The organism is Blastococcus sp. VKM Ac-2987 (assembly GCF_026967805.1).
Lineage (GTDB): Bacteria > Actinomycetota > Actinomycetes > Mycobacteriales > Geodermatophilaceae > Blastococcus.
In genome coordinates this window covers 531169-557172 of the sequence record NZ_JAPVBG010000001.1, presented here as the reverse complement: position 1 = coordinate 557172, position 26004 = coordinate 531169, and the positions used below count along the sequence as shown (strand labels likewise).

At 62.9% G+C, this 26004-nt stretch carries 24 protein-coding genes; 8 read left to right on the top strand and 16 right to left on the bottom strand.

Annotation, left to right across the window (positions count from 1 at the left end; translation table 11 throughout):
* Nucleotides 1–24: 24 nt before the first annotated feature.
* The 3 genes from O2W17_RS02695 to O2W17_RS02685 form a co-directional block, all read right to left on the bottom strand.
* Nucleotides 25–708, bottom strand: coding sequence for an RDD family protein (locus O2W17_RS02695; protein ID WP_269190850.1), 684 nt, complete (start codon nucleotides 706–708; stop codon nucleotides 25–27).
* A complete protein-coding gene (locus tag O2W17_RS02690) occupies nucleotides 705–2402 on the bottom strand; it encodes a type IV secretory system conjugative DNA transfer family protein (RefSeq protein ID WP_269190849.1) in 1698 nt (565 codons plus the stop codon). Before O2W17_RS02690 ends, O2W17_RS02695 begins: the two co-directional genes overlap by 4 nt.
* Nucleotides 2403–2489: 87 nt before the next feature.
* On the bottom strand, nucleotides 2490–5171 hold the full coding sequence (locus O2W17_RS02685; protein ID WP_269190848.1) for an AAA family ATPase: 2682 nt from the start codon (nucleotides 5169–5171) through the stop codon (nucleotides 2490–2492).
* A gap of 1057 nt (nucleotides 5172–6228) precedes the next feature.
* Here O2W17_RS02685 and O2W17_RS02680 point away from each other — a divergent pair.
* Nucleotides 6229–6696 carry a WhiB family transcriptional regulator gene (locus O2W17_RS02680; RefSeq protein WP_269190847.1) on the top strand — a complete coding sequence of 156 codons (468 nt, stop codon included), beginning with the start codon at nucleotides 6229–6231 and terminating at the stop codon, nucleotides 6694–6696.
* Here O2W17_RS02680 and O2W17_RS22250 read toward each other — a convergent pair.
* The gene (locus O2W17_RS22250) at nucleotides 6690–7004 is read right to left on the bottom strand and encodes an HNH endonuclease (protein ID WP_442864496.1); all 315 of its coding nucleotides are present in this window, start codon (nucleotides 7002–7004) and stop codon (nucleotides 6690–6692) included. The two genes, O2W17_RS02680 and O2W17_RS22250, sit on opposite strands and share 7 nt — an antisense overlap.
* The gene (locus O2W17_RS02675) at nucleotides 7001–7153 is read right to left on the bottom strand and encodes a hypothetical protein (RefSeq protein ID WP_269190846.1); all 153 of its coding nucleotides are present in this window, start codon (nucleotides 7151–7153) and stop codon (nucleotides 7001–7003) included. The genes O2W17_RS22250 and O2W17_RS02675 overlap by 4 nt, the downstream gene beginning before the upstream one ends.
* A gap of 139 nt (nucleotides 7154–7292) precedes the next feature.
* On the opposite strand from O2W17_RS02675, the gene O2W17_RS02670 reads away from it, so the two are divergent.
* The gene (locus O2W17_RS02670; RefSeq protein ID WP_269190845.1) at nucleotides 7293–7925 is read left to right on the top strand and encodes a hypothetical protein; all 633 of its coding nucleotides are present in this window, start codon (nucleotides 7293–7295) and stop codon (nucleotides 7923–7925) included.
* Between the two features lie 29 nt (nucleotides 7926–7954).
* Here the strand turns inward: O2W17_RS02670 and O2W17_RS02665 are convergent, their stop codons facing one another.
* From O2W17_RS02665 to O2W17_RS02640, 6 genes are all read right to left on the bottom strand, one after another.
* Nucleotides 7955–8197 carry a hypothetical protein gene (locus O2W17_RS02665; protein ID WP_269190844.1) on the bottom strand — a complete coding sequence of 81 codons (243 nt, stop codon included), beginning with the start codon at nucleotides 8195–8197 and terminating at the stop codon, nucleotides 7955–7957.
* A gap of 549 nt (nucleotides 8198–8746) precedes the next feature.
* Nucleotides 8747–9463: a hypothetical protein gene (locus O2W17_RS02660; protein ID WP_269190843.1), complete on the bottom strand. Its 717-nt coding sequence runs from the start codon at nucleotides 9461–9463 to the stop codon at nucleotides 8747–8749.
* A gap of 56 nt (nucleotides 9464–9519) precedes the next feature.
* Complete coding sequence (locus O2W17_RS02655; protein WP_269190842.1) at nucleotides 9520–10620, bottom strand: hypothetical protein; 1101 nt, start codon at nucleotides 10618–10620, stop codon at nucleotides 9520–9522.
* Nucleotides 10617–12116 carry a class I SAM-dependent DNA methyltransferase gene (locus tag O2W17_RS02650; protein ID WP_269190841.1) on the bottom strand — a complete coding sequence of 500 codons (1500 nt, stop codon included), beginning with the start codon at nucleotides 12114–12116 and terminating at the stop codon, nucleotides 10617–10619. Before O2W17_RS02650 ends, O2W17_RS02655 begins: the two co-directional genes overlap by 4 nt.
* Nucleotides 12109–13320: a restriction endonuclease subunit S gene (locus tag O2W17_RS02645; RefSeq protein WP_269190840.1), complete on the bottom strand. Its 1212-nt coding sequence runs from the start codon at nucleotides 13318–13320 to the stop codon at nucleotides 12109–12111. Before O2W17_RS02645 ends, O2W17_RS02650 begins: the two co-directional genes overlap by 8 nt.
* On the bottom strand, nucleotides 13317–16076 hold the full coding sequence (locus tag O2W17_RS02640; RefSeq protein ID WP_269190839.1) for a type I restriction endonuclease subunit R: 2760 nt from the start codon (nucleotides 16074–16076) through the stop codon (nucleotides 13317–13319). The genes O2W17_RS02645 and O2W17_RS02640 overlap by 4 nt, the downstream gene beginning before the upstream one ends.
* A 152-nt stretch (nucleotides 16077–16228) precedes the next feature.
* On the opposite strand from O2W17_RS02640, the gene O2W17_RS02635 reads away from it, so the two are divergent.
* Nucleotides 16229–16993 (top strand): 8-oxoguanine DNA glycosylase OGG fold protein, encoded by a 765-nt coding sequence (locus O2W17_RS02635; protein ID WP_269190838.1) that lies wholly within the window; start codon nucleotides 16229–16231, stop codon nucleotides 16991–16993.
* 83 nt (nucleotides 16994–17076) lie between these two features.
* On the opposite strand, the gene O2W17_RS02630 is transcribed toward O2W17_RS02635, so the two are convergent.
* Both O2W17_RS02630 and O2W17_RS02625 read right to left on the bottom strand, forming a co-directional pair.
* On the bottom strand, nucleotides 17077–18138 hold the full coding sequence (locus tag O2W17_RS02630) for an AbiV family abortive infection protein (RefSeq protein WP_269190837.1): 1062 nt from the start codon (nucleotides 18136–18138) through the stop codon (nucleotides 17077–17079).
* Nucleotides 18128–18256: a hypothetical protein gene (locus O2W17_RS02625; RefSeq protein ID WP_442864533.1), complete on the bottom strand. Its 129-nt coding sequence runs from the start codon at nucleotides 18254–18256 to the stop codon at nucleotides 18128–18130. The genes O2W17_RS02630 and O2W17_RS02625 overlap by 11 nt, the downstream gene beginning before the upstream one ends.
* Before the next feature lie 200 nt (nucleotides 18257–18456).
* Here O2W17_RS02625 and O2W17_RS02620 point away from each other — a divergent pair, with 200 nt between their 5' ends.
* Entirely contained in the window at nucleotides 18457–18951 is a 495-nt protein-coding gene (locus tag O2W17_RS02620; RefSeq protein WP_269190836.1) for a hypothetical protein, read from the top strand.
* Nucleotides 18917–19390: a hypothetical protein gene (locus O2W17_RS02615; protein ID WP_269190835.1), complete on the top strand. Its 474-nt coding sequence runs from the start codon at nucleotides 18917–18919 to the stop codon at nucleotides 19388–19390. Before O2W17_RS02620 ends, O2W17_RS02615 begins: the two co-directional genes overlap by 35 nt.
* A gap of 636 nt (nucleotides 19391–20026) precedes the next feature.
* Here O2W17_RS02615 and O2W17_RS02610 read toward each other — a convergent pair.
* The 3 genes from O2W17_RS02610 to O2W17_RS02600 form a co-directional block, all read right to left on the bottom strand.
* Nucleotides 20027–21937: a phage tail tape measure protein gene (locus tag O2W17_RS02610; RefSeq protein ID WP_269190834.1), complete on the bottom strand. Its 1911-nt coding sequence runs from the start codon at nucleotides 21935–21937 to the stop codon at nucleotides 20027–20029.
* Between the two features lie 136 nt (nucleotides 21938–22073).
* Nucleotides 22074–22430 (bottom strand): hypothetical protein, encoded by a 357-nt coding sequence (locus O2W17_RS02605; protein WP_269190833.1) that lies wholly within the window; start codon nucleotides 22428–22430, stop codon nucleotides 22074–22076.
* Nucleotides 22431–22461: 31 nt separating this feature from the next.
* Nucleotides 22462–22926, bottom strand: coding sequence for a hypothetical protein (locus O2W17_RS02600; protein WP_269190832.1), 465 nt, complete (start codon nucleotides 22924–22926; stop codon nucleotides 22462–22464).
* Between the two features lie 478 nt (nucleotides 22927–23404).
* Here O2W17_RS02600 and O2W17_RS02595 point away from each other — a divergent pair, with 478 nt between their 5' ends.
* The 3 genes from O2W17_RS02595 to O2W17_RS02585 all read left to right on the top strand — a co-directional run bounded on the left by O2W17_RS02595 (nucleotide 23405) and on the right by O2W17_RS02585 (nucleotide 25928).
* On the top strand, nucleotides 23405–24160 hold the full coding sequence (locus tag O2W17_RS02595; RefSeq protein ID WP_269190831.1) for a hypothetical protein: 756 nt from the start codon (nucleotides 23405–23407) through the stop codon (nucleotides 24158–24160).
* Nucleotides 24161–24480: 320 nt separating this feature from the next.
* Entirely contained in the window at nucleotides 24481–25185 is a 705-nt protein-coding gene (locus O2W17_RS02590) for a hypothetical protein (protein WP_269190830.1), read from the top strand.
* A 467-nt stretch (nucleotides 25186–25652) separates the two neighbouring features.
* On the top strand, nucleotides 25653–25928 hold the full coding sequence (locus O2W17_RS02585) for a hypothetical protein (protein ID WP_269190829.1): 276 nt from the start codon (nucleotides 25653–25655) through the stop codon (nucleotides 25926–25928).
* Nucleotides 25929–26004 lie beyond the last annotated feature (76 nt).

The window sequence follows — 26004 nt, the reverse complement described above, 5'->3', positions numbered from 1 at the left end:
GCTCCCATAAGAATCGGCATCGGGCTATGCAATGCGCTTGAGAGGCCAGAAACCGTGCTCTCGCGCCTGGTCGAGAGTCATGATCCTGGCTTCGTCCCAGCCGTTGCCCATCATGGGAATGACGAGGGTACCCGTCACCCGGTCGGCAATGGATTGGCGGCGGTGACTGAAGGTGATGAGCACCAGGCCGATAAGCAACACCAGGTCGAAGACGTGCAGGAGTTGACGCACGAACAATCGCCCCATGCCAGGCTGAATAGTTACGCCGGTGTCGGGGGAGTGACGGTGCTCGTAGGCCACGATGAGCTGAGTGCCGTTGGCGTACTTGCCCAAGCTGCGCCCGGTCCGGGCCTGTAAGACGACGACGTTGGCAAAGAACAGCAGCCAAGCCATCCCACTAGGCAAGCCGATGATCGGAGCAATGAGGAAAACCGACCAGTCGATGAGCACAGAGCGCCCGCGGTTCCAGCCGTTAGCGAGCGTCATGCCCTTCCACATGCCCCATCCGTCAGGGTCGGAAGGGGGCCCGAAGCTTGTCTGCTCATGCCCGAGAGGTCCGAACTCGGTATAGCGGGTGGCTCCCGTGTTCTTCGGCTGCATGAAGTCATCGGGCAGCCAGTCGGGCCGGCCGATTTCTAGTGCGTCGGGGTCATTGCCTTGGGCAACCCATTCCCGCCGTAGCTCGTCGTCCCACTCGTCGCGGTTCATGACGCGATCTTCTTGGCCGTCGGCCATGCGCTCTTCGTCGGCCAGTAGAGCATCGCTGCCTCTCTGCTGATCTCTCGATGCAGCTGGCCGTCACGTTCGAGGGTGGGGAAGGGAAGGCTGAGGCGGTACGAGTCGCGCGCGGCAAGCACCTTGCGTGCCTCTGCGATGATGAGTTCCGGCCAAGGGGTCGCCATGTAATGAGGCGTGGCGTGCAGCCACTCATGACGTGAGGAGCCGTGAGGAAACAACAGCACGCCGTAGGGGTTGTCCTGGCGTCCCGATGCAATCACGTCAGGAGGGAGGCGGGAAACGCGGTCGAAGTGCTGACTCACTCCGCTGGTGGTGGAACCCGGCGACATGAACTGATTGGTCTTGCTATCGCTCTGCGTCCATCGCTCGCGGTCTAGCTCACCGGCGAGATAGGTCAGCAGTTCAATCGTCTCTTTGTCACGACTGCCGGGGTAGTAGGCAATGTTCTGGAACAGGCTGAGCATTCCCATGCCCAGCTCGTGACCCCACCGATCACGCGCCTGGCTCATGGTCTGGAAGATGCCGAGCGTAAGCGTGCCGACCCCGCCTTTGGCGAGCTGCGCCGGAAGGTCGGGGAGGTTCGCCATCGTGGCTAGCTCATCGAGAGCAAACAGAACGCGAGGCGGCTCAGTGTCGGGGTAGTCCTCCCTCGCCTCTTCGTACGCCTCGGCTGCCTTGATGCGAAGGAAAGTCAGGAAGCCGTTGACGATGGGGGCCACGACTTCTTGCTCACTGGCGGTCAAGTAGATCGTGTCGAAGCGACCGACCGGCTGGGAGGCAAGGTCGAACGTGGCTTCGATGTCAGGGGGCAGGATCAGGTTCTTGTTGTGCGCGAACGGCATGCCCTGAACGAAGGTGGCAGCGTGGAAGTTGTGGTCCTCGGTAGACGCCAGCACCGCCTCGGACTCATACGCCTTGAAAGCAGCAGCGAGGGTGCCGAAGATGCCAGAGCGCTGGCGGGCATCGGTGCCGACGACAGACAGCAGCATGTCAGCCTGGTGGGCGTGGCCCTTTTCCTTGAGCTGGACCATGAGCCGGCTCAGTGCCTCGGTGTCCTCCCGGCGCACCTGCTTGACCACCCAGGACTCGCGGCCCTTCTTCAGCACAAAGGCGGCATAGAAGAGCACTGCGCCCAGCGTCCGAGCACGGTCACGGAAGAACTGGGCGTTGTCGCTGGTGGCCCCATGGGCTGTGGAGCCGACGATCTGATCGACCACCTTGAGAGTCGTTTCCCAGTCGCCAGCACACGCCTCCACGAAGGAGAAGCAGAGCCGCTTGGCTCCGCGCTGGACCCTGCCGCCGTCGATGTTGTAGTGCCAGACGGTCCCCAGAGCAGAGCGCACCATGGCAGAGGCCACATAGGCGTCGCCCTTGGTCGAGGTGGAGACCACCGGCCCCATCCACGTTATGACGTTGGGGATGACGGCGCTGGTGGTCTTGCCAGCCACCGAGCGCGAGGGGGCAACGACGAGCACGTTGGTGTCGTCTGCGCCGTACCGCGGCCCCACAGCGTCCATCCCGAGATAGATGGAGCGCCGGTAGACAGGGTTCAGGGCACGAGCACGCCAGTAGGCCGCGAAGGGGTCCGACTGGCGGGCCATGGAGACCGAGACGTGGACCACTGGGGGCGGGGGCTCGTAGCGGCGGCGTCTGAGGAAGCTCATGGCCTGGCCTCTCGTCGGGGTCCGTGCCCGAACTAGAACCGAGCCGCCGTCGTCCGTCAACCACGGCGGCCTGAACATGACCCAGCGTTAACGCTCCATACCAACCGGTTCCCGCGCCTGTTCGCGTGCCCGGTCGGCCATGATCCGTTCGTAGATGTTCTCGTGCCTGGTCTCGACCTTGATCGGCTCGGGCTCGTGCAGGTAGCTGCGGGCGCTGCGCTTCTCGGCCGGTGTCGACCACCGCTGGCCCAGGGCCTCCACGGGATCGGCCTCGGGTGCGTCTTCCTGGCTGAGGTAGACGTGCGCCTGGTGCTTGGCCCGCGTGACCTGGCTGTAGCCCGAGTTGGCGTTCGCGGTGATGAGGGACGGAAGCACCTGGACGTGCTCGACCTCGGAGCCCTGGAGCTTGGCCGCGTGCTGGGCATAGGCCAGACCCACAGGCTGAACACGCTCGGCCTCTTGTAGTCCGATGCTTACGGTTCTCGTGCCTAGATCGATTACGGCGTTGCCGTGACGGTCGATGTTGCGGATCAAGCCGGTAGAGCCGTTGCGGATGGGATCGACCCCGCGCTCGTAGTAGCTGCGAAGGAAAATGACCTGATCGCCCTGGTGGAGCTCCCAGCGCCGGCCCTGCTCTGTGTCTTCGACCCGGAAGCCGTCAGGGTGGACCTCATTGCGCTCAATGCGGTCCCGCTGGACAAAGCGGTTCATGGTGTCCACGTCGTGGTTCGAGGTCTCGATGACCTGGCGCACCTGGCCAGCCTTGTAGCCCTTGGCCCGCAGCTCCTTGTAGTCGCCCATGACACGGCCCAGGCGCTCTGATGAGTCCTTGGAGACATGCACACGGCCTCGCTCGGCCATAGACGCCACTGCCTCGGCCCCGTTGCCGTCTCGGAGCTTCTGGTAGGACGCCACGTCGTTCTCGTCACGCTGACGGAAGACGCGGGTGAGCTTGGCCGATCCGTGGCTCTCGACCGATTCTGCGTACCAGCCAGCAGCCCCGATGGGAGTCAGCTGGGCAGAGTCGCCCACAAGAACGACTCGACCGCGGCCAGCTGCCTTGATGAGTGCCGCCATGCGGTGGGTGTCCATCATTGCGGCTTCGTCCACCATCCAGAGCGTCTTGTCGGTGGGCTTGATCTGTCCGCGCTCGATTTGGCGCAGCACAGACTCAACCGAACCCCAGCGGTCGGCCTCGAGCTTGCGCCCGTAGTCGTTGGCCGTCTTGGCAGCGACCGAGACAGCCACCACCTGATCGGCAGTCTTTGAGATCCGGTGAGCATCGACAATCGCGCGGCTGCTGCTCGACTTCCCCGATCCAGCTGAGCCCTCGATGTGAACCCAGCCAGAACCCGAACACGCAGCGGCTACGGCATTCCGCTGCTCAGTATCAAGCTCGACGTCCTGGCGCGAGATTGCGAGCGCAACAGAAGCCTCATCAGGGGCAGCCATCTTGAAGCGCGCCTTGTCCTGGCGTGCCTTGACAATGAAGTCTTCGAGCGCGATGTGACGCTTGGTCGTGTAGAGCACGTGGTTGGGATCAACAGCAGGACGAAGGACCACCAGGTCTTCCTTCAGCACTGCCTCGTAGGCCCCCAGCTCCTCACGGGTGAAGCCCAGGCCCACAGCACAGCGGGCGATGGCCGGACGGATCGACTCTGCCCCGAACGCGGCATCCTCCCGGACGAGGCCCTTGGCACCCATAAGACGCACCCTCAGTTCCGCGTAGCGGTTCTCGAGTGCTTCCACAGGATCCCCAGGAAGGATCGGAGACACGTCGAAGCCAGCAGCTCGGGCGTCGATGATCCACCGTTCTCGGGTGGGGTTCGAATCCATCTCCTTGTCGGCCTTCTTGCCCTTCGTCACCTTCATCAGGGATCCCAGTTCGCGGTCCGTCGGAGGTCGACCGTGCCCCAGCTCGAAGGCGCGGGCCAACGCGAAGGTGCGTTCGTGGTTCGAGGACCAGTGCTTCCGGAGGGCCGCATCCGAGCCAGCTAGCTCCCAGGTGACTCTGCCAGCGCGGGCTTCGTCGAACACTGCGTAGTCCATCGAGTAGCCCAGCGCCTCCATCCGGCGAGCCAACTCGCCCATGAATATCTGGTCCCGGTACTCCGCGGTGCGCTTGATGCCAGCCTCATCAGCGGTGTACCAGCGGTCTCCGACCTTGCAGAGCGAGAAGGTTGGAACGTGGACGTGTAGGTGAGGGTCCGCAGGGGCGCCTCGGTCCAGGGTCTCCTGGGTTGGACGAGCGGTGTATTGCATGACTGGGGTGGCCGCCAGCTTCGCCGTCACAGGCTTGGTCCCGCCGCTACCGTCCGGAACGCGGGCCAGACGAACGTGACCCTCTACGCCTTCCTTCCAAGCCACTTCTGCAGCACTGAACACTGCCTCTGCGATGGCTTGGGCGTGTTCGGCGGTAGCGGCTTTGGCGTATGCCTCAGAGATGCTCTTGGGCGCAAAGAAGCCCACGTCGAAGCCGGGCGTGCGATGAGCCACCACCTCCACCGTGCCGTCCTTATGGACCACCTTTTGGTAGCCAGTACGCCGAGTAAGGCGCTCGCCGTTCCACGCGCCGTCGTACAGCTCGCCCCACTGGGCGTCAGTGATGCCGTGCTCTAGCCCGAGTTCGCGGCCCAATTCGCCCCAGACAGTGTCGAACCCGTCCTTTTCCGAACCACCTTTGTAATACCCAAGGGTGGCTTCTTCGTCTTTGTAATAGTCCCGAGCCGAAGCTGCCGAACCGCGCATCTTGACTGACGAGGTAGCCACTGAAGCCTCCTACCTGCCGATCACGCTACGTCACAGGAGAGCACGCTCTTCAGAGCCAGCGCAAGCGCTGAGGGGCAAAGAAGAAGACTGAACCAGTAGACGCAGTTCGGCTGCGCCGAGCTGCTTGACCAGCGGTATTCACCACTGCAGACCCCTACTGTCCGGTGCTCGCCTGCGCGAGCCTCTGCTGACCTTTGACCGGCTACGTCGGTAACGCAAAGTAATCCGAGCCCGGGCGCTCCTGAGTGCAGCCTCATCGCTCGCGCCTCGCTGCAACTGGCGATCCAGACGAGGTAGGCCTTGCTTCTAGCCAACGGTCCACGTCGTCTCGCCTCCAAACGCGTTGCCCCGTCGATAGTTGGCCCAACGGTTCAGGTAACGCCCCGCCTTGCCTTGCCAGCAGGTTCACGTATTGCTTTGTTCGCCCGAGAGCTCGGGCTATCTCTTTCGCACTCATCAAAGATTCGGACACATAAAGAAAGATACTTGCCGAGTGGCAAATAGCGCGACTACGTTTCCAGGTGGAAACGATGCGGTCGTTGTTGCTTTGGCGGTCGCAGTTAGCAGTCAGTGAAAGGCCAGCACGTATGAGCGACCACAACATGGATCAACCGTGTCTAAAGACAGGCGAACCGCCAGAGTGGGTGCACGAGCAACCATGCAGCGTCACTAAGGACGAACGTCACGGGAGGGAGTTGCGCCACCTCCGTAAGGTGCTCTGGCGCACGGGTGCTTACGACCTGACGCCTGAGCTCACCGCAGAGGCTGAGGCGGTCGCAGAGGAACTTTCGGCACTGCTGGCGTTCGTTGAGCGAGCAGCTGACCGGTGGATTGCGTTAGAGCATTCAATTCAACAGCACTTCGTCGACGTTCCCGAACATAGCGATCTGAGCGTTCCATGCTCTAGTAACCCGACTCGGCGCAGCGCTTGGAAGGCAATGGAGGCACTCTCCGACGCGGTCAATTACGAGTACCTGTCGCGTGCTTCCTACATCCCAGAGTGCCACCAGTGAGTCGGGCAGACGGTTTCCAGAGGACAGCAGTCGGCGTCGACTTGATGACCATACGAGCCATCAGCGAACGGCTAGCCGTCAGCTGGGAAGCGGCACGACAGTGGACGCATCGACCGAAGACCGGCTTCCCGGCCGCTATTGGCTACGAGAGGAATGAACGCCTGTGGCTTTGGGCCGATGTGCGGGAGTGGGCAATCAACCAAGGTCGTTGGGATCCGCTTGTCGACCTGCCGACTAGACGGGTATTAACTGCAGCAGCGAGGCGAATCAAGGTGGACGTCATCACCATGCCGGCTTCCGACTGGCAAGCCGACGGACTCTGCAAGGAGTACCCGGACGTTGACTTCTTCCCGGAGCGGGTCAAGGACGCACAGCCAGCGCGGGAAGTTTGTGACCGGTGCCTGGTGCAGAAGGAGTGCAAAGCCTTTGCTCTTGCGGACGCGGCCACCCGGGGGGTGTGGGGCGGGTTCTCCTTCCCCGAGGAGCGTGACGCGGCTCGGGAGACTCAGTAGCGTCCTGCTCCCCGCCGACTGTTACACCGCCGACACAGGACCCGTCGCGGACCCTCGTTGGTCCCACCTTGTGAAAGAGGTACCACGTGGTCCGCGGTGAGGTCCGTAGTCGCCCCACATGTGCGCTTGCCTCGGTGCCAAGGGCAGTCGGACGTACAGACACAGACTGGCGCAGCGGCTACAACAGCACGCGCGATAGGACGGTCCGCGTTGCGAATGGCCTTCCGGCGTGCGGTACACGGTGGGCAGCGGGAGCCGTTGCGAGTCAGTTTCCAGCAGTCAAGGCATCGACGTTGAGGCTTCCTCATGCATCCAGCTGGGGAGAGGTCGCCTCAGCGCCATACTCACGGTGCAAAGCGCGGCGGTACAGCTTGGCGACCTCGCTCAGGAGGTCGCTGGTTGACGCGAGACCGGCAAGTTGTTGATCATTGCGCTGGTCGATCCGGTCGGTAGCCACGCATTTGGTCTAGTTCGCTGGCCCCGCGCTCACAAACTGTCACGGTCTGGGCAGAGGCGGTGCGGGGATCTTGCGGGCCCGCCCAACTGCGCCGCGTTAGACGGCCTCTCGCGCCGGAACTGCTCGGTACCCTCCGCGCGTGGCCACTGCTAGCGGTGCCGGACCCACGGTTGAGGAACGCGAAGGGCACAGGAACCGGCTCGTGGACCGGTGGAGCACCAAGTACACAGCCCTAGCGACTCTCCTGGCCGCGCTGCTGGCTGCAGTCTTCGGCCTGGGAGGGGTCCTTATCGGCGCCTGGATGGCGGCAGGAAGAGACGATGAACGAGCGGACAGGGAGTTCTTACGTACTCAGCGAATTGCTGTCTACGGTGAGTACCTAGGGGCGATCTACGACGCCGAGGCTGCCTTCGAGAAGCACGTGCCAGCGGGTGGTGTTGCCGCGCGGCCGTTTGTGGAGGTGCCTGCTCCAAGCGAGGAACAGCTGGAAGACCTATTGGGCCTACTCGGGCGGGCGTCAGAGTTTAGGGCGCAAGTCGAAATATTGGCCGAAACGGACGTTCAGGGTTCGGCAGAGAAACTGCTCGGGAACGCCTTGACCAAGTTCTTCATTCTACAATCGATTGCCGCCTGTCACGAAGATCCGTCGGCCCTGAGGTGGTGCACCGAGTCGCCCGAGCTATTGCCCCCCGATGAAAGCTACTGGCCGCAGTTGGCTACGGATCAATTCGTCTCTGACGTTCGGGAAGAGATTGAGATCCCTCTTGACTGACGAGGGCTAAGGATCTGGGGCCGAATCGGTCACGTCAGCCCCATGTCGCCACGGCTTGGCTCAGGGCCCCGGGAGAGGTCCGCTGTGGCTTCCCACCAGGGACCGGACTCTTCGGGTGCGCGCTCTGCTAGCTCGTCGCCGGCCTTCACCGCGATGTCCAACTTGGCCTGCAACTCCTCGACCCGATCCATGAGCCAGGGCACGTCTACGACGATCATGGGGTCGTTGGTATGGCCGACGCGGAGCCGCAGGGCCCTCTTGATGGCGGCCATGCGATGTGCGGGTCCCGGGGTCATCAGAGCCTGGCCTGGAGCAGACGAGTGGTGACGGCGCCAGCAAGGGCGCATACCGCAGGGCCTGCGTAGTAGGCGGGAGAGACGTTCCAGATGAGCTTGCTCATAGGCCCATGCCGCCCATGGAGCGACGGGCGTCTTGCTGTTCGCCCAACTCCTCTGCGCGTTCGGCGGGATGCGACTCCTTGGCCTGCTCAACTTCTTCGACGCTGGGCTCATGGTCCCACTCGTCGAAGTCACCATCGCAAAGCTCGCCCCGGCAGTAGAGCGTCCACTTGCCATAGTCCTCGTCAGGCGGGAGGAGTTCATAGCTATGGGACAGTTGATCGCTTGGCTCTATCTCCAGCCAGGGTCGCGCATGGTTTGCGCCAGATGCATTGCTACCTTCCACTACGGACGCACTCGCCTTCGACCGCAGTGGTTGCGAATGTCGTGGGGGCTAGGGCTTGCTTGGCCGCAAGCCCAGTCTCGGATTCCGGTGGAGCCATACGACTTACTGTTTAGCGCGAATGCCTACTGCTGTGTCGCTCATTCGCGCTCCTCTTTTGTTCTCGACGTGCCCTCGTCTTGTGCGGGGGCTTCGTCAGGCAAGCGCCGCTCATCAGGTGGGTGTGCCAAGCCGGGGATGTACGGCGGTATGCGGTTCGGTATGCCGATCTGGTGACGCCGAAAGGGCTTCGGCTCCTTGGCTTCCTGTGGCAGTACAGGAGCCGGGGGCGGGGCGGGGACGATGTGGAGCCGTCCGCCGGCGTAGGTGCCCGTCTCCACTAGCAGTCCGGTGTGACGGAACCCGGCGTAGGCAGGAGCTTCGTCGGCCTCCACCTTGGCGATGTGCTCGGCCAGGGTCTTCGGGAAGGTGTCAGCGAAGTAAGTCACCTTGCCTACGTCCACGTAGACGAGGAACCAGCCCGCTTCGATGATGTCGTTGGCGCGCTCGAGGCGGTCGTAGCGCTGGGAGAGGACGCCGGCAGACTCCACCTCGATAGCTACCCGGCCGCACACGATGTCTACGAAGTAGGTCAGCTGGCCGCTGTAGATGGGGTACTGCTGGGTCGCTGAGAGCTCCTGCTGTTGCAGAGCTCGTGCCAGCCGGCCTTCTTCGCGGCCTGCACGCATCCTCGGCGGGTGGTCACTGACCTCGGCGGGCGGTATCCAGCCCTGGTGGATCAGCTCGGTGATGAGGGGCTCGTCGGTGTCTCGGGCATGGGCGGCCTCAAGGGCTCGACGGATCGCCTCCAGGTTCATGCCTCATAGTGCATCCCCCAGTGAAACCACGATGCGAGGCGCAGCACGCCCCTTGGTTAGATCAACGTGCCAGTCAGTCGAAGAACAGCCACGACCGTGTCCGCACAGTCGTCGAGCATCCGCACGTCGCGCGGCTGTGCGGATCGGTTTCCGCGGGGCGTCGTTTGAGGCAGCGTGACCTCGCCCGTCTCCTCGAGCACAGCATGGACTCTTTGCTCCAAGTACTTGATGTCGTCGCTGGTGAATGGAAGGCCGTTGGCACGAACCAGCAAGGCCCGGCGCCACTCGGGCTTGGACAGCCGGTGGCTGCTGATCCGTCCACGGAAGTCCTCGCTCAGACCGACGTAGGCCCAAGGCTTGACGATCAGCGTAGAGGTGAGTGTTCGTTCGTTTCCGGTGCGAGTGATCGACTGCTGTACGTCGGTGCCGGTTAGGACGTAGATGCCAGGCACATCCCGCCAGTCCTCTCTCGGATCAACGTGGCGGGGTGTCTGCTCCATCAGGAGCGCCGGGTGGCGGCTGGTGATGCGCGCTCTTCCCTTGGTGTCGAGATGGATGTCCAGCAGCGCTTCAGGCAAGGGGAGGGACGGGCGCGCTACTGCTACGGGGGTGGCAGCGGCGGTGGGCTGTTCCAGCGCCGCCGTAGGACGTGGGACGGCCTCTGCGACCCTTGGTGCCTGCGCCTCCAGCGGAGACAGTGCAGTCAACAAGCCGCGCAGTTCCGCCTCAACAGCGGTAGGCCTGAAGATCGTCAGGAAGGCGCCCAGAGTGTTGATCGCGGTCCTGGTTAGCGCATCTTTCTCGAAGCGACCCAGCCACTCGACGGCCCGACGGTGAGGGCCGGACGCCGGTGCATCCGCGACGTGCTCGTACGGACCAACGATGCGTGCGACGAGGTAGTCCTTATGGCGCCCCACCACTCGCGGGACGACCACGAGGTCGCCTACCTGCATCCGGTAGGCGAAGGAGATCACTTGGTTGGCGTAGGTCTGGTCCGCGGGCGAAGCAATGCGCGCTCTGACCGCTGCCTCGTCGGTGCGGCTCAGGTCCTCGGGCGCGAAGTCAACGAAGCTGATGGCGACGAAGGACTCGGCGATGAACTCGTCGACGAACCTTGCCTTCTCACCCGCTCGGACAACCCACAGCTCGTCACTCATCCCGTCGAGTCGGCGGCGAAGCTCGACTCAAGCTCCAGTGCCGCCGCCACGGCCTCGAATTCCGCCAGTGCCGCAGTGAGGTCCTCAACGATCTCGCGCGCGATGATCTCGGGTGCCGGCAGGTTGTCGGTGTCCTCCAGCGACTCATCACGCAGCCACGTGATGTCGAGGTTAGCCTTGTCCCGCGCCACCAGTTCGTCGTAGGTGAAGGACTTGAACCGCTCAGACTCGACGCGCTCCGAACGTGGCTCTCCAGGGCGATAGCAGCTCACAAACTCGTCGAGGTGCTGCCGACGAAGCTGGTTCTGCTTGAGCGTGAAGTGCTGGTTGGTGCGAAGGTCGTAGACCCAGAGGCGCTCGGTCCAGGGACGCTCAGCTGCGGGCTTCTTGTCGAAGAAGAGCACGTTCGCCTTGACGCCCTGGGCGTAGAAGATGCCGGTCGGGAGCCGCAGCATCGTGTGGAAGTCGAAGCTCTGAAGGAGCCGGCGCCTTAGCTTTTCGCCCGCACCGCCCTCGAAGAGCACGTTGTCCGGGAGCACGACGGCGCCGCGACCGTTGATGTCGAGGATCGTGAAGATGTGCTGCAGGAAGTTGAGCTGCTTGTTGGAGGTGGTCGCAATGAAGTCCTTGCGCTCGATCTCCCGGTCCTCGCGAACCTCGCGTCCATCGGCGCCGACCATGGCGAGGGCGGACTTGCGCCCGAACGGCGGGTTGGACAGTACGACGGACCAGCGCTTACTCGGCGGCTCACCGGCGAGGGAGTCACGAACCTCGATCAGGCTGTCGCCGTTCGGGCTGCCGATGCCATGCAGGATCAGGTTCATCGCCGCGAGGCGTGCGGTGCCGTCAACCAGCTCAACGCCATGGACGAAGCCGTCACGCAGGTGCTCGCGCTCAGTTGGCGTCAGCGACTCTGCATGGCGCGCGGCGTACTCGTGGGCGGCGAGGAGGAATCCGCCAGTGCCGGCCGCGGGGTCGGTGACGGTGTCGGTGATGGTCGGCTGAAGGCAGTCGACCATCGCCGAAATGAGTGGCCGCGGGGTGAAGTACTGACCGGCGCCTGACTTGATGTCCTCTGCGCCCTTGGACAGCAGCTCCTCATAGGCGTCGCCCTTGATGTCGGTCCCGGTAGCCGACCAGTTCTCCTTGTCGATTAGATCGACGACAAGGCGCTTCAGCTTGGCGGGGTCCTGGATGCGGTTCTGGGCCTTGCGGAAGATGGTGCCCAGTACGCCGGTCTGGCGGCTCAGCTTCTCAAGGATGTGCCGGTACGTGACCTCGAGGTCATCCCCATCGGCGTCGAGCAGGCGCTGCCAGGAGCAGTCCGCCGGAACGATGCACTCGGGCTTCAACGGACGAGTCTCGCGTTCGTGAGCCATCTTGAGGAACAGCAAGTAGGTCAGCTGCTCTGTGTACTCGATGGTTCCGACACCGTCGTCACGAAGCACATTGCAGTAGGACCAAAGCTTCTCGACCAGCCGACGAGAATCAGACACCCGCCATCTCCTTCGTTGACTCCGTCGACGATGATTGTAAAAGGCGACCACTGAAGGCGGCTGTCCGCAGTGACCGTCGCAGCGCATTGACTCTGCGCGAGAGTTGAGTAGCCATACCCCCCAGTCCAGCGGAGGCTTCGAAGGCGCGCGAAGCAAGTGTGACGAGCCTTCGTTGATCGCTGTAGGCGGGGACCGGGATCTCAACACTTTCTAGGTGCCCCTGGTTCACCTTATAGATGCCCGCAGTGGTGCGAGCCATCCCCTCAATCTGTCGCCTTACTACTCGCGAGTTCCAGATCAGGTTCAGGTACTCGGGATCAAGGGCGTCCCTATCGACACGCACACGGATCACCGTGTCAGGGAAGGCGACGCCATCTGGCTCGTCGCGAACAAGGGCGCCGCGCGCAACGAGACGCAGGCTCCCGTTCCCTCTGGAGACAAGAAAGTCCCCAAGAACGACGTTGAACGGGCTGGCTTCCTTGCTGGTCCAGGCGCCGCCTTTACGTTGAGAGAGGTCGACGCCTCCTGCGGTCAAGGCGGTCAGCCGTAGGACCGGGTATCCCCCCTCTCTTGTGGTGACAGATCGTCCATTTGCTAGCGGTTCAGCAAGCAAATGCACCAGTCGGGAAGTCGGAGCTCGTTCCAGCGCAATGTCCGCCCCGAGAGTGGCCGCTACGAGCGTGTCAGCTCTCGCCGCACCGGTGTTGATGTAGGCCTGCGCGGCTTCGAGTCGCGACAAGTGGTCCTCAAGCTCCAGGATGATCCGGCGTTGCTCTGCCAGGTCCGGGTACTGGATAGGCATCCGACGCATCGCTGCCTGAGTCAGCTTGAGCCGAGTTGTCCCGTTCGCATAGCCACTGTAATTGAAGTGGTTCAAGTAGTGGCAAAGATAGCGGTGATCAATCTGTTGGCGGTGGGCTCGGAGTACATGTGCGTGGTTGTTCACCCACGAGGGGCCATTGATTAGGTAGGCCTTGGGCTTGTCCGAATCAAAAAACTGCACACCGTCCTCTCCCAAGAGCACCAACTCTTCGTTGTATAGAGGCCTGTCGATGAAACCGACCCTGCCAGTAGCGCCGTAGTACGGAACATCGCCCAGGCGACTCTCTCGCTCCTTTGCGCTGACTGGGATCCGGGCATAGTCAAGAATGTCAACAAGTTCACCAAGTGGAGCCGTTGACCACTCATCGAGGGGAGTACTCACGCCGTCAGCTCCTCGTTCAAGGTCTCGATGAGAGTGCCAGCATGATCGCCCAGGTCGCGTAGAGCGCCATCGACGCCGCCCCGCTCGGTGAAGGGGGCCGACTCCAAGTCGTCCGGGCTTACGCCCGCGGAGGTAGCCACGACCTCAGCCATCCGGTCGAGCCACCATCTCTCACTCGTTGTGAACTGTGTACCTGCCTGCTCCTGCTGAGCTAGCCAGTTGGTGTAGCGCTCGCGTATGCGATCGCTGTAGGGAACCAGCTCAGAGTCGTCGCCCAGGGTGTAGCGCAGCAGCGAGACGAGATCCGTCAACGTGTGTCGCTCGCTGCGCCGAACTCGACTCTTCTCGACTGCCTCGTACGCAGCCCAGATGAGCTCGGGCGTCCAGCTATGTGGTGGCCGACTGATCCGATCGGCCAGTTCCTTGATGTCACTGAACGAGATGCGGCGCTCCTTGGCCTCGCCCATCAGCTGGATGGCGGTGATTTCGTCGCGGTGGTCTTCGAGGTACTGCTTCCACGACTCGACGATGGACTGCGCACGCGAGGTGTCCACGACGCCGTGCGCGTCAAGCAGCACGTCGATGCTGATCTCGTCGACTACCCGGTCGTGAGCCCTTCGCAGTTCCAGAATCCGGTTCCGCAGCTCCGGGTTGGCCGCCAGCGGCTCGATGGCCTTGTCGACCAGCTCTTGGATCGCAGCTTGAGGATCGGCGGCACCCTCAGCGACCTTGGCTTGGGTGTCTGGGTCAACCGCGTCCACCAGCCCGCGGATCACTCCTCGAAGGGGCTGGCCGGCCACGGCGTCGAGTTCCTGGCGCTCCGCCGGTGTGACCTGCAGTTCAAGGGCGGCCAGCCGTGATGCCAGGGTCGCGGTCTCGGACTCGGTGATGGTCAGCGACGCCACCTTGCCCAGAAGCTGCTGAAGGCTGACGCCCTTCTCCCGGTTGAGCGGCGGGTCCACGAACTCATGCTCGGTCACACCGATGGCATCCACGAGGACGAAGCGTGTCTTGGCCTCAGCGTCCGGTGTGACGGCCTGGAAGTCAGCTGGTGGGATGGTGCGAGCGCCACGGCCCTTCATCTGTTCGAAGTACTGGCCGGATCGCACGTCGCGCATGAAGAAGACACACTCGAGCGGCTTCACGTCCGTGCCTGTGGCGATCATGTCGACCGTCACGGCAACGCGCAGCGAGGCCGAGGTCCGGAAGCGCTGCAGGTGGCCCTTGGGGTCTGTTGCGGCATAGGTAATCTTCGCTGCGAAGTCGTTGCCCTTGCCGAAGACCTCCCGCACCGTGGTGACAACTTCCTCGGCGTGAGCGTCGTCCTTGCAGAAGATCAAGGTCTTGGGCACCGTCGAACGCCCCGGAAAGATCTCCGTGAAGAGCTTGTCGCGGAAGGTGTCGAGGACCAAGCGGATCTGGTTCTTCGAGGTGACCGCTCGATCGAGCTGCTTGCCCGTGTACTCGAGGTCGTCGTCGAGTGCGACGAGCTTCTCCTCGCGGGTCCGACGGTCGACCGTGGGGACCACGGTGCCGGCGTCGATGCGCGAGCCGTCCTGGGTGATCTTCGTTCGGATCTTGTAGATGTCGAAGTCGACGTTGACCCCGTCGGCGACCGACTGCGGGTACGTGTACTCACTAACGAGGTTCTGGCGGAAGAAGCCGAACGTCGCCTTCCCGGGCGTTGCGGTCAGGCCGACGACGTGGGCGTCGAAGTAGCGGAGGACGTTCTGCCAGACCCCGTAGATCGACCGGTGCGCCTCATCGACGATCACGAGGTCGAACGCCTCGGGCGGCATGGCGGGGTTGTAGACCGCAGGCACAGGCTGGTCGGGCACGAAGTTGTCGAGATCCGGGTCGTCGTCCTGGCCGACTGGCTTGTTGTTGAGGAAGCTGTAAACCCGCTGGATCGTCGAGATGACGACGTGGCTGCTGGCGAGCGTGCCCGCGCTGGTGAGCTTGTCGACGTTGTAAATCTCCGTGAAGCGTCGACCGTCGTCGGGCGTCCTGTAGTTCTGGAACTCAGCGAGTGTCTGGTCGGCGAGGTTGTTGCGGTCCACCAGGAAGAGCACCCGCTGAAAGCCAGCGTGCTTCAGCAGGCGGTAGCAGCTGGTTACCGCGGTGTAGGTCTTGCCGGCCCCAGTCGCCATCTGCACGAGCGACCGGTCATATCGCTGCTCGGCCAGGCTGCGCTCGATGCCACTGATGGCCTGGATCTGCGCCGGCCGTAGCGGCGCGACATCCAGCTCGGGCATCCGCTGGACCTTCGCTCGCCACGTCGGCAGATCCGGGTCCGTCTCGGCGCTCCGTCGGATCCGCGCCAGCGTGCTGGGCTTCGGGAAGGCGAAGATGCGCCTCGCCCGCGGTGACGGGTCGTACCCGTTGGTGAAGTGGGTCTCCGTCCCGCTGGCTTCGAAGATGAAGGGCAGGCGCCCGTCGACCGTGAGTGCCTTGAGGCGTACGTCCGCAGGTAGCCCGGTGGCGTACATGGCGGACTGCCACTCGACGCCAGACAGGGTGGTCCCCTCGGGCTTCGCTTCGATGACTCCGACCGCCGCCTTGTCGACGTACAGCAGGTAGTCGACGCGGCCGTGTCCCTTAGCCATGGTGGTCTCGCGCACCGCTACGCCCTGGCCGGCAAAAAGGTTCATGGCCTTGCGGTTCTGCACCATCCACCCTGCGGCGGTGAGCTGCGCGTCGATCAGCACACGAGCCCGCTGCTCGGCAGGGAGCTGTTGCTGTGGTTTCTCGCTCATAGTCGAGCGCAGGGTAAGTGAGTCATACGACGCGGCGGCTCGTGACGCGCCCGCCGTCACCCCGGGGGAGTAGCGGCACTCCTGAGGCAGTTGAGCCCAGGCCGTCGCCCTTGGTACGGCTAGCGGCGCGGACCGGTGCCGATAACTAGGCCGTGACCACGACCGACGGCACCCAGGCTGATTGGCAGCGGCTGGCAGCGCAAGCCGAAGAGGAAGCCGCCCGTCATCCCCTGAAGTCAGAGCATGAGGCCGCAGTACGGGAGGCGATCGAAGCCGCTCGCCGGCGGCTCGGCGGGGACAGTGTCGAGAGCCACACGGTGCTGTTTGAGCCCGAGAAGTGGCAGCAGGTCGGAGATGCCCTGCCAGCCCAGTGCATGGCGACCGGCCGGATTTCTCGTGGCGACCTGTTCGCCGTGGCCGCTGACAAGAACGCCGACCGAGCCATGTGGCGACTGTTCGTGGCGTCGAAGGTGTGGGGTTACGGCCCCTGGGGCTACGGACCGTCCCGTCTGGCCAAGGTCGAGCGCGCGACCCCGGAGGCCCAGATGGAGGTGCTCCTCGAGGGGGCGTTGGAGGAGGGGCTCGAACACGGACCCATGGCCGCCTACTACCGCCTTCGGGGCGACAACCCGGGACCTGTGGCGGCCAAGCACTGGGGTTCCGCCTTCTTCACGAAGGCTCTATACGCCGGGCTGAGGGACCAAGACCACAGACGACCAGCACTCATCCTCGACGCGGTGCTTGCGACCAAGGTGACAGAGCTAGGTGGGCTTCCTTACCTGCTCATCCGTGGCAAGGCCCACCACTGGAGTCACTACCGGTACGGCGTCTACCTCGCGTGGATGGGCCAGACTGCGGACAGGTTTGAGGTCGCACCTGAGCTACTGGAGTACTCGCTGTTCAAGGCAGACCTTTAGCCGGCGGACCGGAGCGTCGCTGGGACTCTGCTAGCTGGCAGAGCCGTCGCCTATCGCGGCACAGATACGTAGCCGCTTGGAGTTCACGACTCCTCTTGCTCGCCCAACTCCTCCATCAAGCGCTGAAGTTCTCGGGTCTCGGCTTCGTAGCCGGGCTTGCCCAGGTTTCGAAACGGCTGCCTGTCATCCGATGGCGGGTTGAACCTGTAGGAGGCATTGTTCAGCGGCCTCCCTGGAGTGCCCTCTCGCAGAAGGTGTGAGAATTCGTCGCCGAACGGCGAGTCGCGCTCTTCCTCCGGCAGGCCTGCCGATTCGAGCAGCTCCATCGTGGCGGCATCGGCTGGCGGGAGGCCCCTCTCCTGCTCGTCCTGACGTTTCCCCTCAATGTGCTCGCCAAGTCGTAGCTGCCAGCCAATCTGGTGTACGTGGTTGATGACGTCAGCAAGTGACTCTTGATCGGCCACGTGCTCGGGAGACAGGAGGGTTCCCGTCTTGTCGAGGCCAACGTAGAAGCCGCGCTGCTTGAGCTTGTCGTGTCGGCCCGCCCACTTCTTGATCTTTCCCAGGTAGGCCTCGTTCTCCTCTGGGTTGGACGGCTCGGTGCCGAACCAGTACCGCTCTTCCACCAAGAAGTCGTGGACCGTCTCCAGCTTCTTCTGATGGTTGGCCCACAACCGGTCCAGGCTGTCGCATCTGAAGCGTGTTCCTTCTGGCTCGTGTGCCATCTGAATCCGGCGATCATGTATGGCAATCGCCTTTCCCGACTCTTCAAGACCCAGGATCGCTAGAGACCGAGCCAGGGCAACATTGCCCAGCTCGAGTACTGCCAGCGCGGAAGTCAGCAGCGCGTCCGCGTTGGCAAGTAGCGCGTCCTGCAACCGAACTACCTGCTCCGGTGTGAGATCCGGGAGCCTGCCTGCCTGCTTGGTTGGCTGGGCCCGCAGGTCGAAGCCAATAGCAGACAGCAGCGTTCCTAGCGTCGACACCAAGGGCTCTCGAGTACCGGCCTCGATCTGCTCCACGGTGGACTGGGAGACCCCAGCGAGTTCGGCGAGGTCAGCCTCCGTGGTCTGAGTCCTGGCGCGGGCAAAGCGCAGCAGATCACCGGCCAGCTTGCGAAGGTCGTGTTGGCTCTTAGCTCCCACGGTGTCCATGCTGGACCCACTCAGCCACGACGACAGCTCCCGCGCCCCGGCGGATCACGCCGTGCTTGGTGAGGATGTTGCGGACAGCGGAGTGCGAGCGGTCGGTCAGCTCCGCCAGCTCGCGCAGTGATCGGCCGGCGGCGTACTGGTCGACGATGTAGCGCTCGACTCGGCTTGTCGCGCCGGGTCCGGCCGCGGCGAGGCCGTGCCAGCGAACTCAGACAGCGCTTTGAGCTGCGGTCGCGGCGGATACGGCACTCAGTGAGCGTAAGGACGCCGGACTGAGGCTCGCGTCACCCGGACGGATACGGTTTGCGGGTGACCAGCACGGGGGCGCGGTCAGTATGGGCCGCAGAGGGCGCCGAGGGCCTGGTACTCCCGTGGTGGCTGGCGATCCTGCTGGCCGTCATCGCGGCCGTTGCTCCGGTCGTCACCGGTTGGCTCACCTACCAAGCGGCCGCGAAGAAGACGGCATCTGACTCCGAAGCCGCGAAGGACACCCACACCCTTGAGTCGTCCAAGTCCGACCGTCAGTTGATCCTTCAGGCCCTGGAGTTTGCCCGGAGTGACGATGCGACGACCAGGCGTCAGGGGTGGGCTCTGCTGTCAGGGCTGTCGAAGATGTCGGGTCTGTCACCCGATGATGGGGTCTTGATCCAAACGCTGACAAGGCCGCTGGTAGAGCGCAGACTGTCAGAAGGACGCACGGTAGAGGAGATCGACAACGACGAGGTTGGCTACGTCTACTTGATCGACGAGGACGAGGAGGTGCAGCCCGATGAGGATCGTGAAGGTGACGCGGCAGGAAGTTGAGGCTGCCCAGCTCGAAGTCGCTGCCCTCGAGTCGGCGGGACTGCGGCCCGAGTCGATGCTACGCAAGCTCGCGAACGCGGAGGGCGTCTTCCGTGACGAGCTGGACGAAGACGGCAAGCCCATCCACGCGCCAGCCCTGCGGCGCGTCCGGCGCCACTTCAACACCCGCGACGAGGCGGTCGCGGTGACCATCGAAAGTTACGAGCAGGCCGCGGCTGGCTGGGTGGCCGGGGCCACACACTCGACGGTTGAGCCGCTGCGGGTTCCTTGGGCCACAGCAGAACGGCCGGCGCCCTCGCGAGTACCGCCACCGCCACCGCCACCGCCCGCAGGTGCCAATGAGTCTAAGCGCCGGTATCTCGAAGAGTTGAGGGCCAAGGCTAGCGATGTGTCTCCGCGTGAGCGGGCCGAGAGCGATAAGGCCCAGCGCGGCGACTGATCTAACGTGTCCGTGTCTGTGGCCGGCGCAGCCACAACAGCCGCAGCACCTTGTACGCGCTCTTGCGCCGGAAGGCCTTCTTGCTCAGCACCGCTATGCAGGCAAGAAGGGCGATGAGGGTTAGGTACAGCAGCACGCCGGCATCGATGATTGGTCCAGCGCTGCCCAGCTCCGTGAGCAGACATCCCACCGAGTTATCCCGTCAGTTCACGTCTTCCGCGCTGACGGGGCGGTTCACCGCAGAGTCGAGCAGCCGACTAAGAAATCAACTTTGACCCGCTACCCACACCGGGGGCCGAAGCCTGGGCTTTCTCTCTGTGTGCCCCATCGTGGTCGCGAACCACTGCCAAGCCGGACTTGCTGAAGGTCTGGGGCCAGCCTGGAGCGGCAGCCCGGCGGCCGCCACTCAGCCGCGGCCACGAGCTGTCGATCCCCGGCAACGCCGTCTAAGCCCCGCTGCGGGGTTCGTTCTCTCAGAACCTGCGGTCGAATCCAACAGCGATGGCAGAGCCTCCTAGACATCATTCTGCGCCAGATATGGCTCTTCGAACGGATGTCGCCACGCGACCTACTAGATAGCTACCGACGATCTGCTTGACCGAGGCGACGTTGATCCGAGTCGTCGCCATCAGTCTCCTACCGAGCGCCCATGGTTAGTAGGCGCAGGCTCTCTTCGAAACTCTCCTCAAGCGCATCCTCGATCTGCCGAGCGATTGCCTGCGGATCTGGGCCCGTGATGTTGAACGCGTTGTGGATCTCTACGGGACGGTTCGACCCACCTGCAAGACTCGCGGTGTCGTGTGCGTTGTACACACGCGACGTCTCACCGAGGGTTACGAGTTCCGGCCCTCTCTCGCCGACGATGATCGGCACGCCACCCGGAGCAACACCACCAGAAGCGAAGCGAGGAATGTTGGGAGTCTCGAACGCGAAGCCCTTTCCGGCAATACCCAATGCTGACGTGATCGTATTGTCAGGAACCTTGGCGGTCAGGCTGAACCCATTCCACTTGTCGATGACCCAGTTGAGCGCCGACCTGAAGGAATCTTTGATGCCGTCCCACAGGGTAAGAGCGATGAAGGCAATCTTGACCGGCAAGGTCTTGAAGTGCTCGATAAACCCGGAAATCTTGTCACTGACCCAGCCCCAAGCTTGACCGGTCTTCTCGACAATCGTGTCCCAATTTTTGTAGACGACGATGGCGATTCCGGCTATCGCAGCAATCGCCCAGCCGATCGGCCCCATGGCCACGATCCAGGCGCCGGCCATCTTCACGGCATTGACCATGCTGGCAATCCCCATGGCAGCCCAACCGATGACAACCTGGGCGGCAGTGACAGTCATCGCCAGACCGAGAACACCCAATGCTCCAACGGCGACGATCTTGACTGCGTCCCACACGGGCTCGTTCTCCCGCAGCGACTGGGTCATGCTTTCGATTTTGGGAATGACATGGCCGCCAATAAAGTTCACGACGCTGGTCTCCAATTTGCGTTTCCACTCCTCGATCTTGGTCTTCGCGTTCTCGTTAAATGCGTCACCAGCTTCCTTTGCAGCACCGCTCACATCATCAAGCGCGGTCTCGGCGTTGTCGAGACTCTCAAGGAACGCAGGAATCTTGTTTGTGCCGATGTCTTCAAGTGGCGTGCCGAAGAGTGCAATGGCCGTGTTGGCTTGTTCTGTTGGGTCCTTGATATTCACAAGGCCCTCAACGATCTGATCAAAGCCGCCTCGTGCAGTCTCACCACCGGCGAGGATCTTGTTGCTCATCTCTTGGGCATTGAGGCCAAGAGCTTCATAGGCAGCAACACTGCCGGTGCTCATGTCCGTTGAGCGGATGGTGAACTCTTTTAGTGCGTCACCGGTCTTGTCGAGTTGGATGGCTCCGCCTTTGGCGCCCTCGACCAAAAGACCGAAGGACTCCTGGCCAGTGAGGCCAAGTGAATCTAGGTAAGTGCCGTATTCATTAGTCGCCTCAAGCAGATCGCCACGCATTGCCGCGGGCACTTTCTGCAGGCCGACCGTCATCAAATCGAAGGCTTCAGTTGCATTGTCTGCAAGGCCGGTGCGGATGATGTTGCCAGCTGCGCTCGCCGACTCGCTCACGTCCATGTCGAAGATCTTCGCGAGGTTGATGGCATTCACACTCGCTTCTTGCAAATCGCTCGACGTAGCAGTCGCCATGCCTTCGATGGAAGTGCGGACAGCACCAATTGCTGAGTTCACTTCGTCCATGGAGTCGCCGTATGCCTGGGTATATAGGTCACCAGCGATCTTCCCGTAGCGGCCTGACTCCTCAGCCGTTAGACCGAGCTGTGCTGTCATCTTGTCGGTCGCAGCACCGACGTCTAACGCCTTTGCAAAGCCCGCCATGGCGCTTGCCGCAATGCCAGCACCGGCACCGATGGCGCCGAGTGCTTTGGTGCTGACAGTTGAGGCCTTCTCCATGGTGCCGCTGAACCTGCCGGCATTCTCTTCAGCGGATTTGAACGACTTGGATGTCTGGTCGTCGGCGAGGATGGTGATCTTGATTGGCTTAGCAGCCATTGGGTTTATCGCTTCTCCGCGAGCTTCTTCTGCTCAGTGGTGTAGTCGTTGAAGTAAATGATCAGTTCGTTGTAGATCGTCATGGGTAGGTCCAACAGGTCCGCTGGACCTACGCCGTAAAAGTGAACGAGGGCCGCTAGCTCGGGGAACTGGCGGCCTTGGTAGGGACCTCAGCACCACGCACTTTGATCTCCTTCGTGATGGGCAGGTCCCACACTTCGTCGAGGGTGATGTCGGGGTGATGCTCCCGCAAACGGATGTAGGTGATGATCGTGTCCAGCTCTTGAGTTGGCGTTCCGTCGTCAAACGTCAGCTCCTTGACTGGCTTGCCGGCTAGTCGCTCGATCTCAGCCATCTCCCGGCGATTGAGTTCGCGAGTGTCAATGACAAGCTCTTTGGTCGGATCGACCTTCACCTTCTTCGGCGTTACACGTCCGCCAGTCGTCTTCTTCGGCGGCTTGGTGCCTGCGGTCTTAGTCTTGGTAGTGGTCATGAAACCCTCGTTGTCGTGTGAAGTCGGCTGATTAGCCGAGGTTGTTGCGGTGGATGAACTGGTTGATCTGCGCTTCGGTGAGTTCCCGGTTCGGGCCGTCTTGGCGATGACGGATGGTCGGCCAAATGGCGTAACCGGCGTCGTCGTTGTTCCCGGTCCAGGGACGAAACTGCGTGGTGTAGCCGCCGCGGGCAGTTGGATTGCCCTTGCCGTGGGCTCCACCGCCGAACTCAGCACCTGCCATGAACGGGGCTTTCGGGCCACCGAAGCGCACAAACGCGCCTCGGAAGTCCACACCGCCGACGATGGACGACGCACCTTTCGCGAGAGCGCCCCCCTCACTGGACGCACGCCGTCGTGCGTCCAGTGCTGTCTCGACACCTATCAGTCGAAGCGACTTATCGAAGTCCTTCTTCAGTTCCTTGTTAGAGTTCTTTAGCGTCGAGCGAAGCTCCCGCAATCCCTCAACCCTTATTGGTTCTGGCTTTCCTGCCATATGGTTCTCCTTGTGCGGGTGGTCGGCGTCAGCGAGCCTGGGGCGGCGATCACGGTGGCCGCCCCAGGCAGTCCTACCGATCGAGGCTTGGCCAGCATGGTGGTTACGAGTGGGCGGCGATTCCGCTGAGGCGCAGGTCATTGCGCCGACCCCAACGCGCGGCTGATCCGTCGGTTCAGAGCGACGTGCGCATCGTGGCGCTGCCGCATCTCGTCGGGAGTTTCCATCCGCCTCTTGCCCGTCTCCTTATCGACAAGGCTCCTGCGAGCGTTACGGCAGGTGGCGTTGCAGAAGACGCGAGGACGGCCCCTTCCTGTATTTACAGGGACGGGCCTAAAGCAAGCGGGGCAGGTGGGGGAGGTGTCTTGCATGCGTACCCATTATGGCATTTCCGTAGGCGAAATAATGCGATCCGCAGGAATGCTCGGTGGGCTACCGCTGTAGGCAGGAGCTGCAGGCGGGCAGGTACTCTCCCCCGGTGAAGGCCTGGATCAAGGATCACGCCCCCGAAGCGCTTCTCGTTGCGGCGGGTATCGGGGTCGGCGTGGTCAGCGCCTTCTCGGACGTAGGAGAGGTCGTCCCGTGGGGGCATGAGGTCGGGATTGCTGCCGGAGGACTGGGCTTCTCGTATCTTGCGGCGTACATCTTCAACTGGCTTGTCGTCGTCAGGCCTAGAGCTGCAGCGTTGCGATCCTTCTACGAGGCGACCTGGTTCTCTCTCTGCAACATCGCGATGAATGCTCCGAAAATGGTGGACGACCTCGAGTTCCTGGCCGACCAGTTGCACAGCAAGCCGGTGACGGTGGACTACCTGCGCGACGTCTGCTCGCGGATCGGATTCGGGGACCTTCTGACTCCTCCCCAGGTGAACGTCAGACAGGTCATCCAGGACCGGCTTAAGTGGCACAGCGACGAGTACCGGAAGATCGAGCCGATTCTGCACGCGTACGAACCTGCGGTGAGCGCTGCGCTGGCGGAGGTGAACGGAGCGACCATCTTCTTCGTGATGGATGACCTCCCGTACGAACCAGGCGGCGTCCAGGTCAGGGAGCCAGGCGGAACCAAGGAGTCCAACCTCTCTGGGTACGTCCTGGCGATCGCTGACTATTGGGTTGCTTCTGACCGGCTACGGAAGGCTTTAGATGCATCGCGGTACACCCCGGGGAAGGTCGCCGGGGGTGCAGAGATGTTGCTGTTGCAGAAGTTGAACTGGAACTCGCTACATGGACGGTGATGGCATGGCGGCATGTCGCCCATGGGGAGGGCGCTTCGTGGCGACAGCTCGCGGGAGCCAGCCACCAGGGCCGTGGGTGAGGCTTCGGCATTCGGAGGCCTGTCTGAGCATCGTCGCTGGTCAGGGGGCATATCAAACCCCTCAGAAAAAAAGAACGGCCCAAAACGCGCTTCGGAAATGCCGAAAACGCGGCGCGCCTAGGGACGTCTCGCGGGTTCGAGGGCTCTGGACTTTCGACCCTCCCTCCCCCTACCGCCCCGGACGGCGCGTCGGTCGGAGGGCGCGTCACCGTATCCGCAGTGCCGTGTCACCCTCGGACCATGGACGAGGAGGGACCGTGGCGACCCCTGACCTTGGAGGAGGCCCACGAGCTGGGGTGGTATGCACGGGCGGACGGCTGTGGACACGTCACCCGGGCTTATGACGAGTGGCAGCTGACAAGCCGCGACCAGCGGGCTTACCTGCATCTGACCCTCCGGTGGATGGAGGAGCGGTTCCAAGCTGAGTGGCGGGCCATCCTGGAATCACCTGGCCATGAGGACAGCCCGGATCCGATCGACATCTTCGAGGACCACATCGGCATGTCGCCGGGGGACTGGCACTGGATGACCCTGGCCGCGGTGGTGCGTGATGCAGTGACCGCATACGAGGTCTACGTGATCAAGGCGTACGCCGAGGTCTGCAACGCCCACGGGCATCCCCGATCACTGGACGGTTCGTTCCCTCAGTTCCGCAAGGTGCGGGAGGCCTGCAGGCTCCTGGGGATCGAGGCCCGGCCGCTGGCGGTGCACGAGATCTTTGAGCTCCGGAACATCCTGACGCACCAGCGCGGTCAGCTACGGACTGCCGACGAGCGGCTTCGCTTCAGCGAGGATGACGGCTTCTGGAGCTATGTCGCACACTTGGACGAGGCCAAGGTCCTACGGTGCCTGGACGTCCTTGCTGCGGGCATCAGGGACATCGATCCGGTTCTGTGGAGCTACAGCTGGGGTGGAGAGCTGGCTCCACCGCTGCTGAGCGCCTGAACTGTGCGGCACCAGGAGCCGGCCCGACGTGCGTCACGGAGATTTTTCGGCGACTTTTGTCATCGTATATTCCGCACTCCTGTGGTCTCCGTCGGCGGGCAGGGCTCTCCGGGGTGTCCCCACCCAGGCAGGGCTCATGGCCTGTGACTTGCAGGTTCTTGCTGTTTCGCTTGCTCCAGGGCGGTGCAACTGGCCGGCGCGTCGGGCGCGAGCTGGGACAAAAAGACACGCTGGGAAAGCGAAAAGCGTAGGAAAAAACGGCCAAAGGTTGTACAGAAAGTAGACACAGGGCACAGGTCTGGGGCGTAACGAGAAGCTTTGGAGTTTCACCCCACCCCCCTGCGTGGTCGAGACACCACACATGGTGTCGGTAGTGGTGTTGCTTAGCGACAGCGGCTCGACGCGGGCCGTGGCCCTGTCTCGTCTGGATGGTTCGATCGACCGAACAGACTGCCGATGTCATAGCCATGAGCCAGGTACGTGAGCCCTTCTCAGGCGACCCGGTCCCCGAGGGGATCACCAACGCAGACATCGCGGAGTACATCCTCAACTACCAGGGGAACGGTGAGCGTTTCGACACCTGGATCTCCAAGGTCAAGGAGGGCCTGGTCGCACAGGCTCAGCTCGACACCCTCCAGGAGCAGAGGACCACGTTGCGATGGCAGAAGATCTCTGCACTCTTGACGGCGGTCGCAGCGCTCCTGGCCGCGGTGAGCGTGACGCTGCAGGTCTTCCTGTCCTGAGTCCGTGGCTCAGTTATTCGTTGCCTCTTGTGAGCGGATGAGCCGGCACCAGTCATCGTGGTGACAGTTCGCTGCG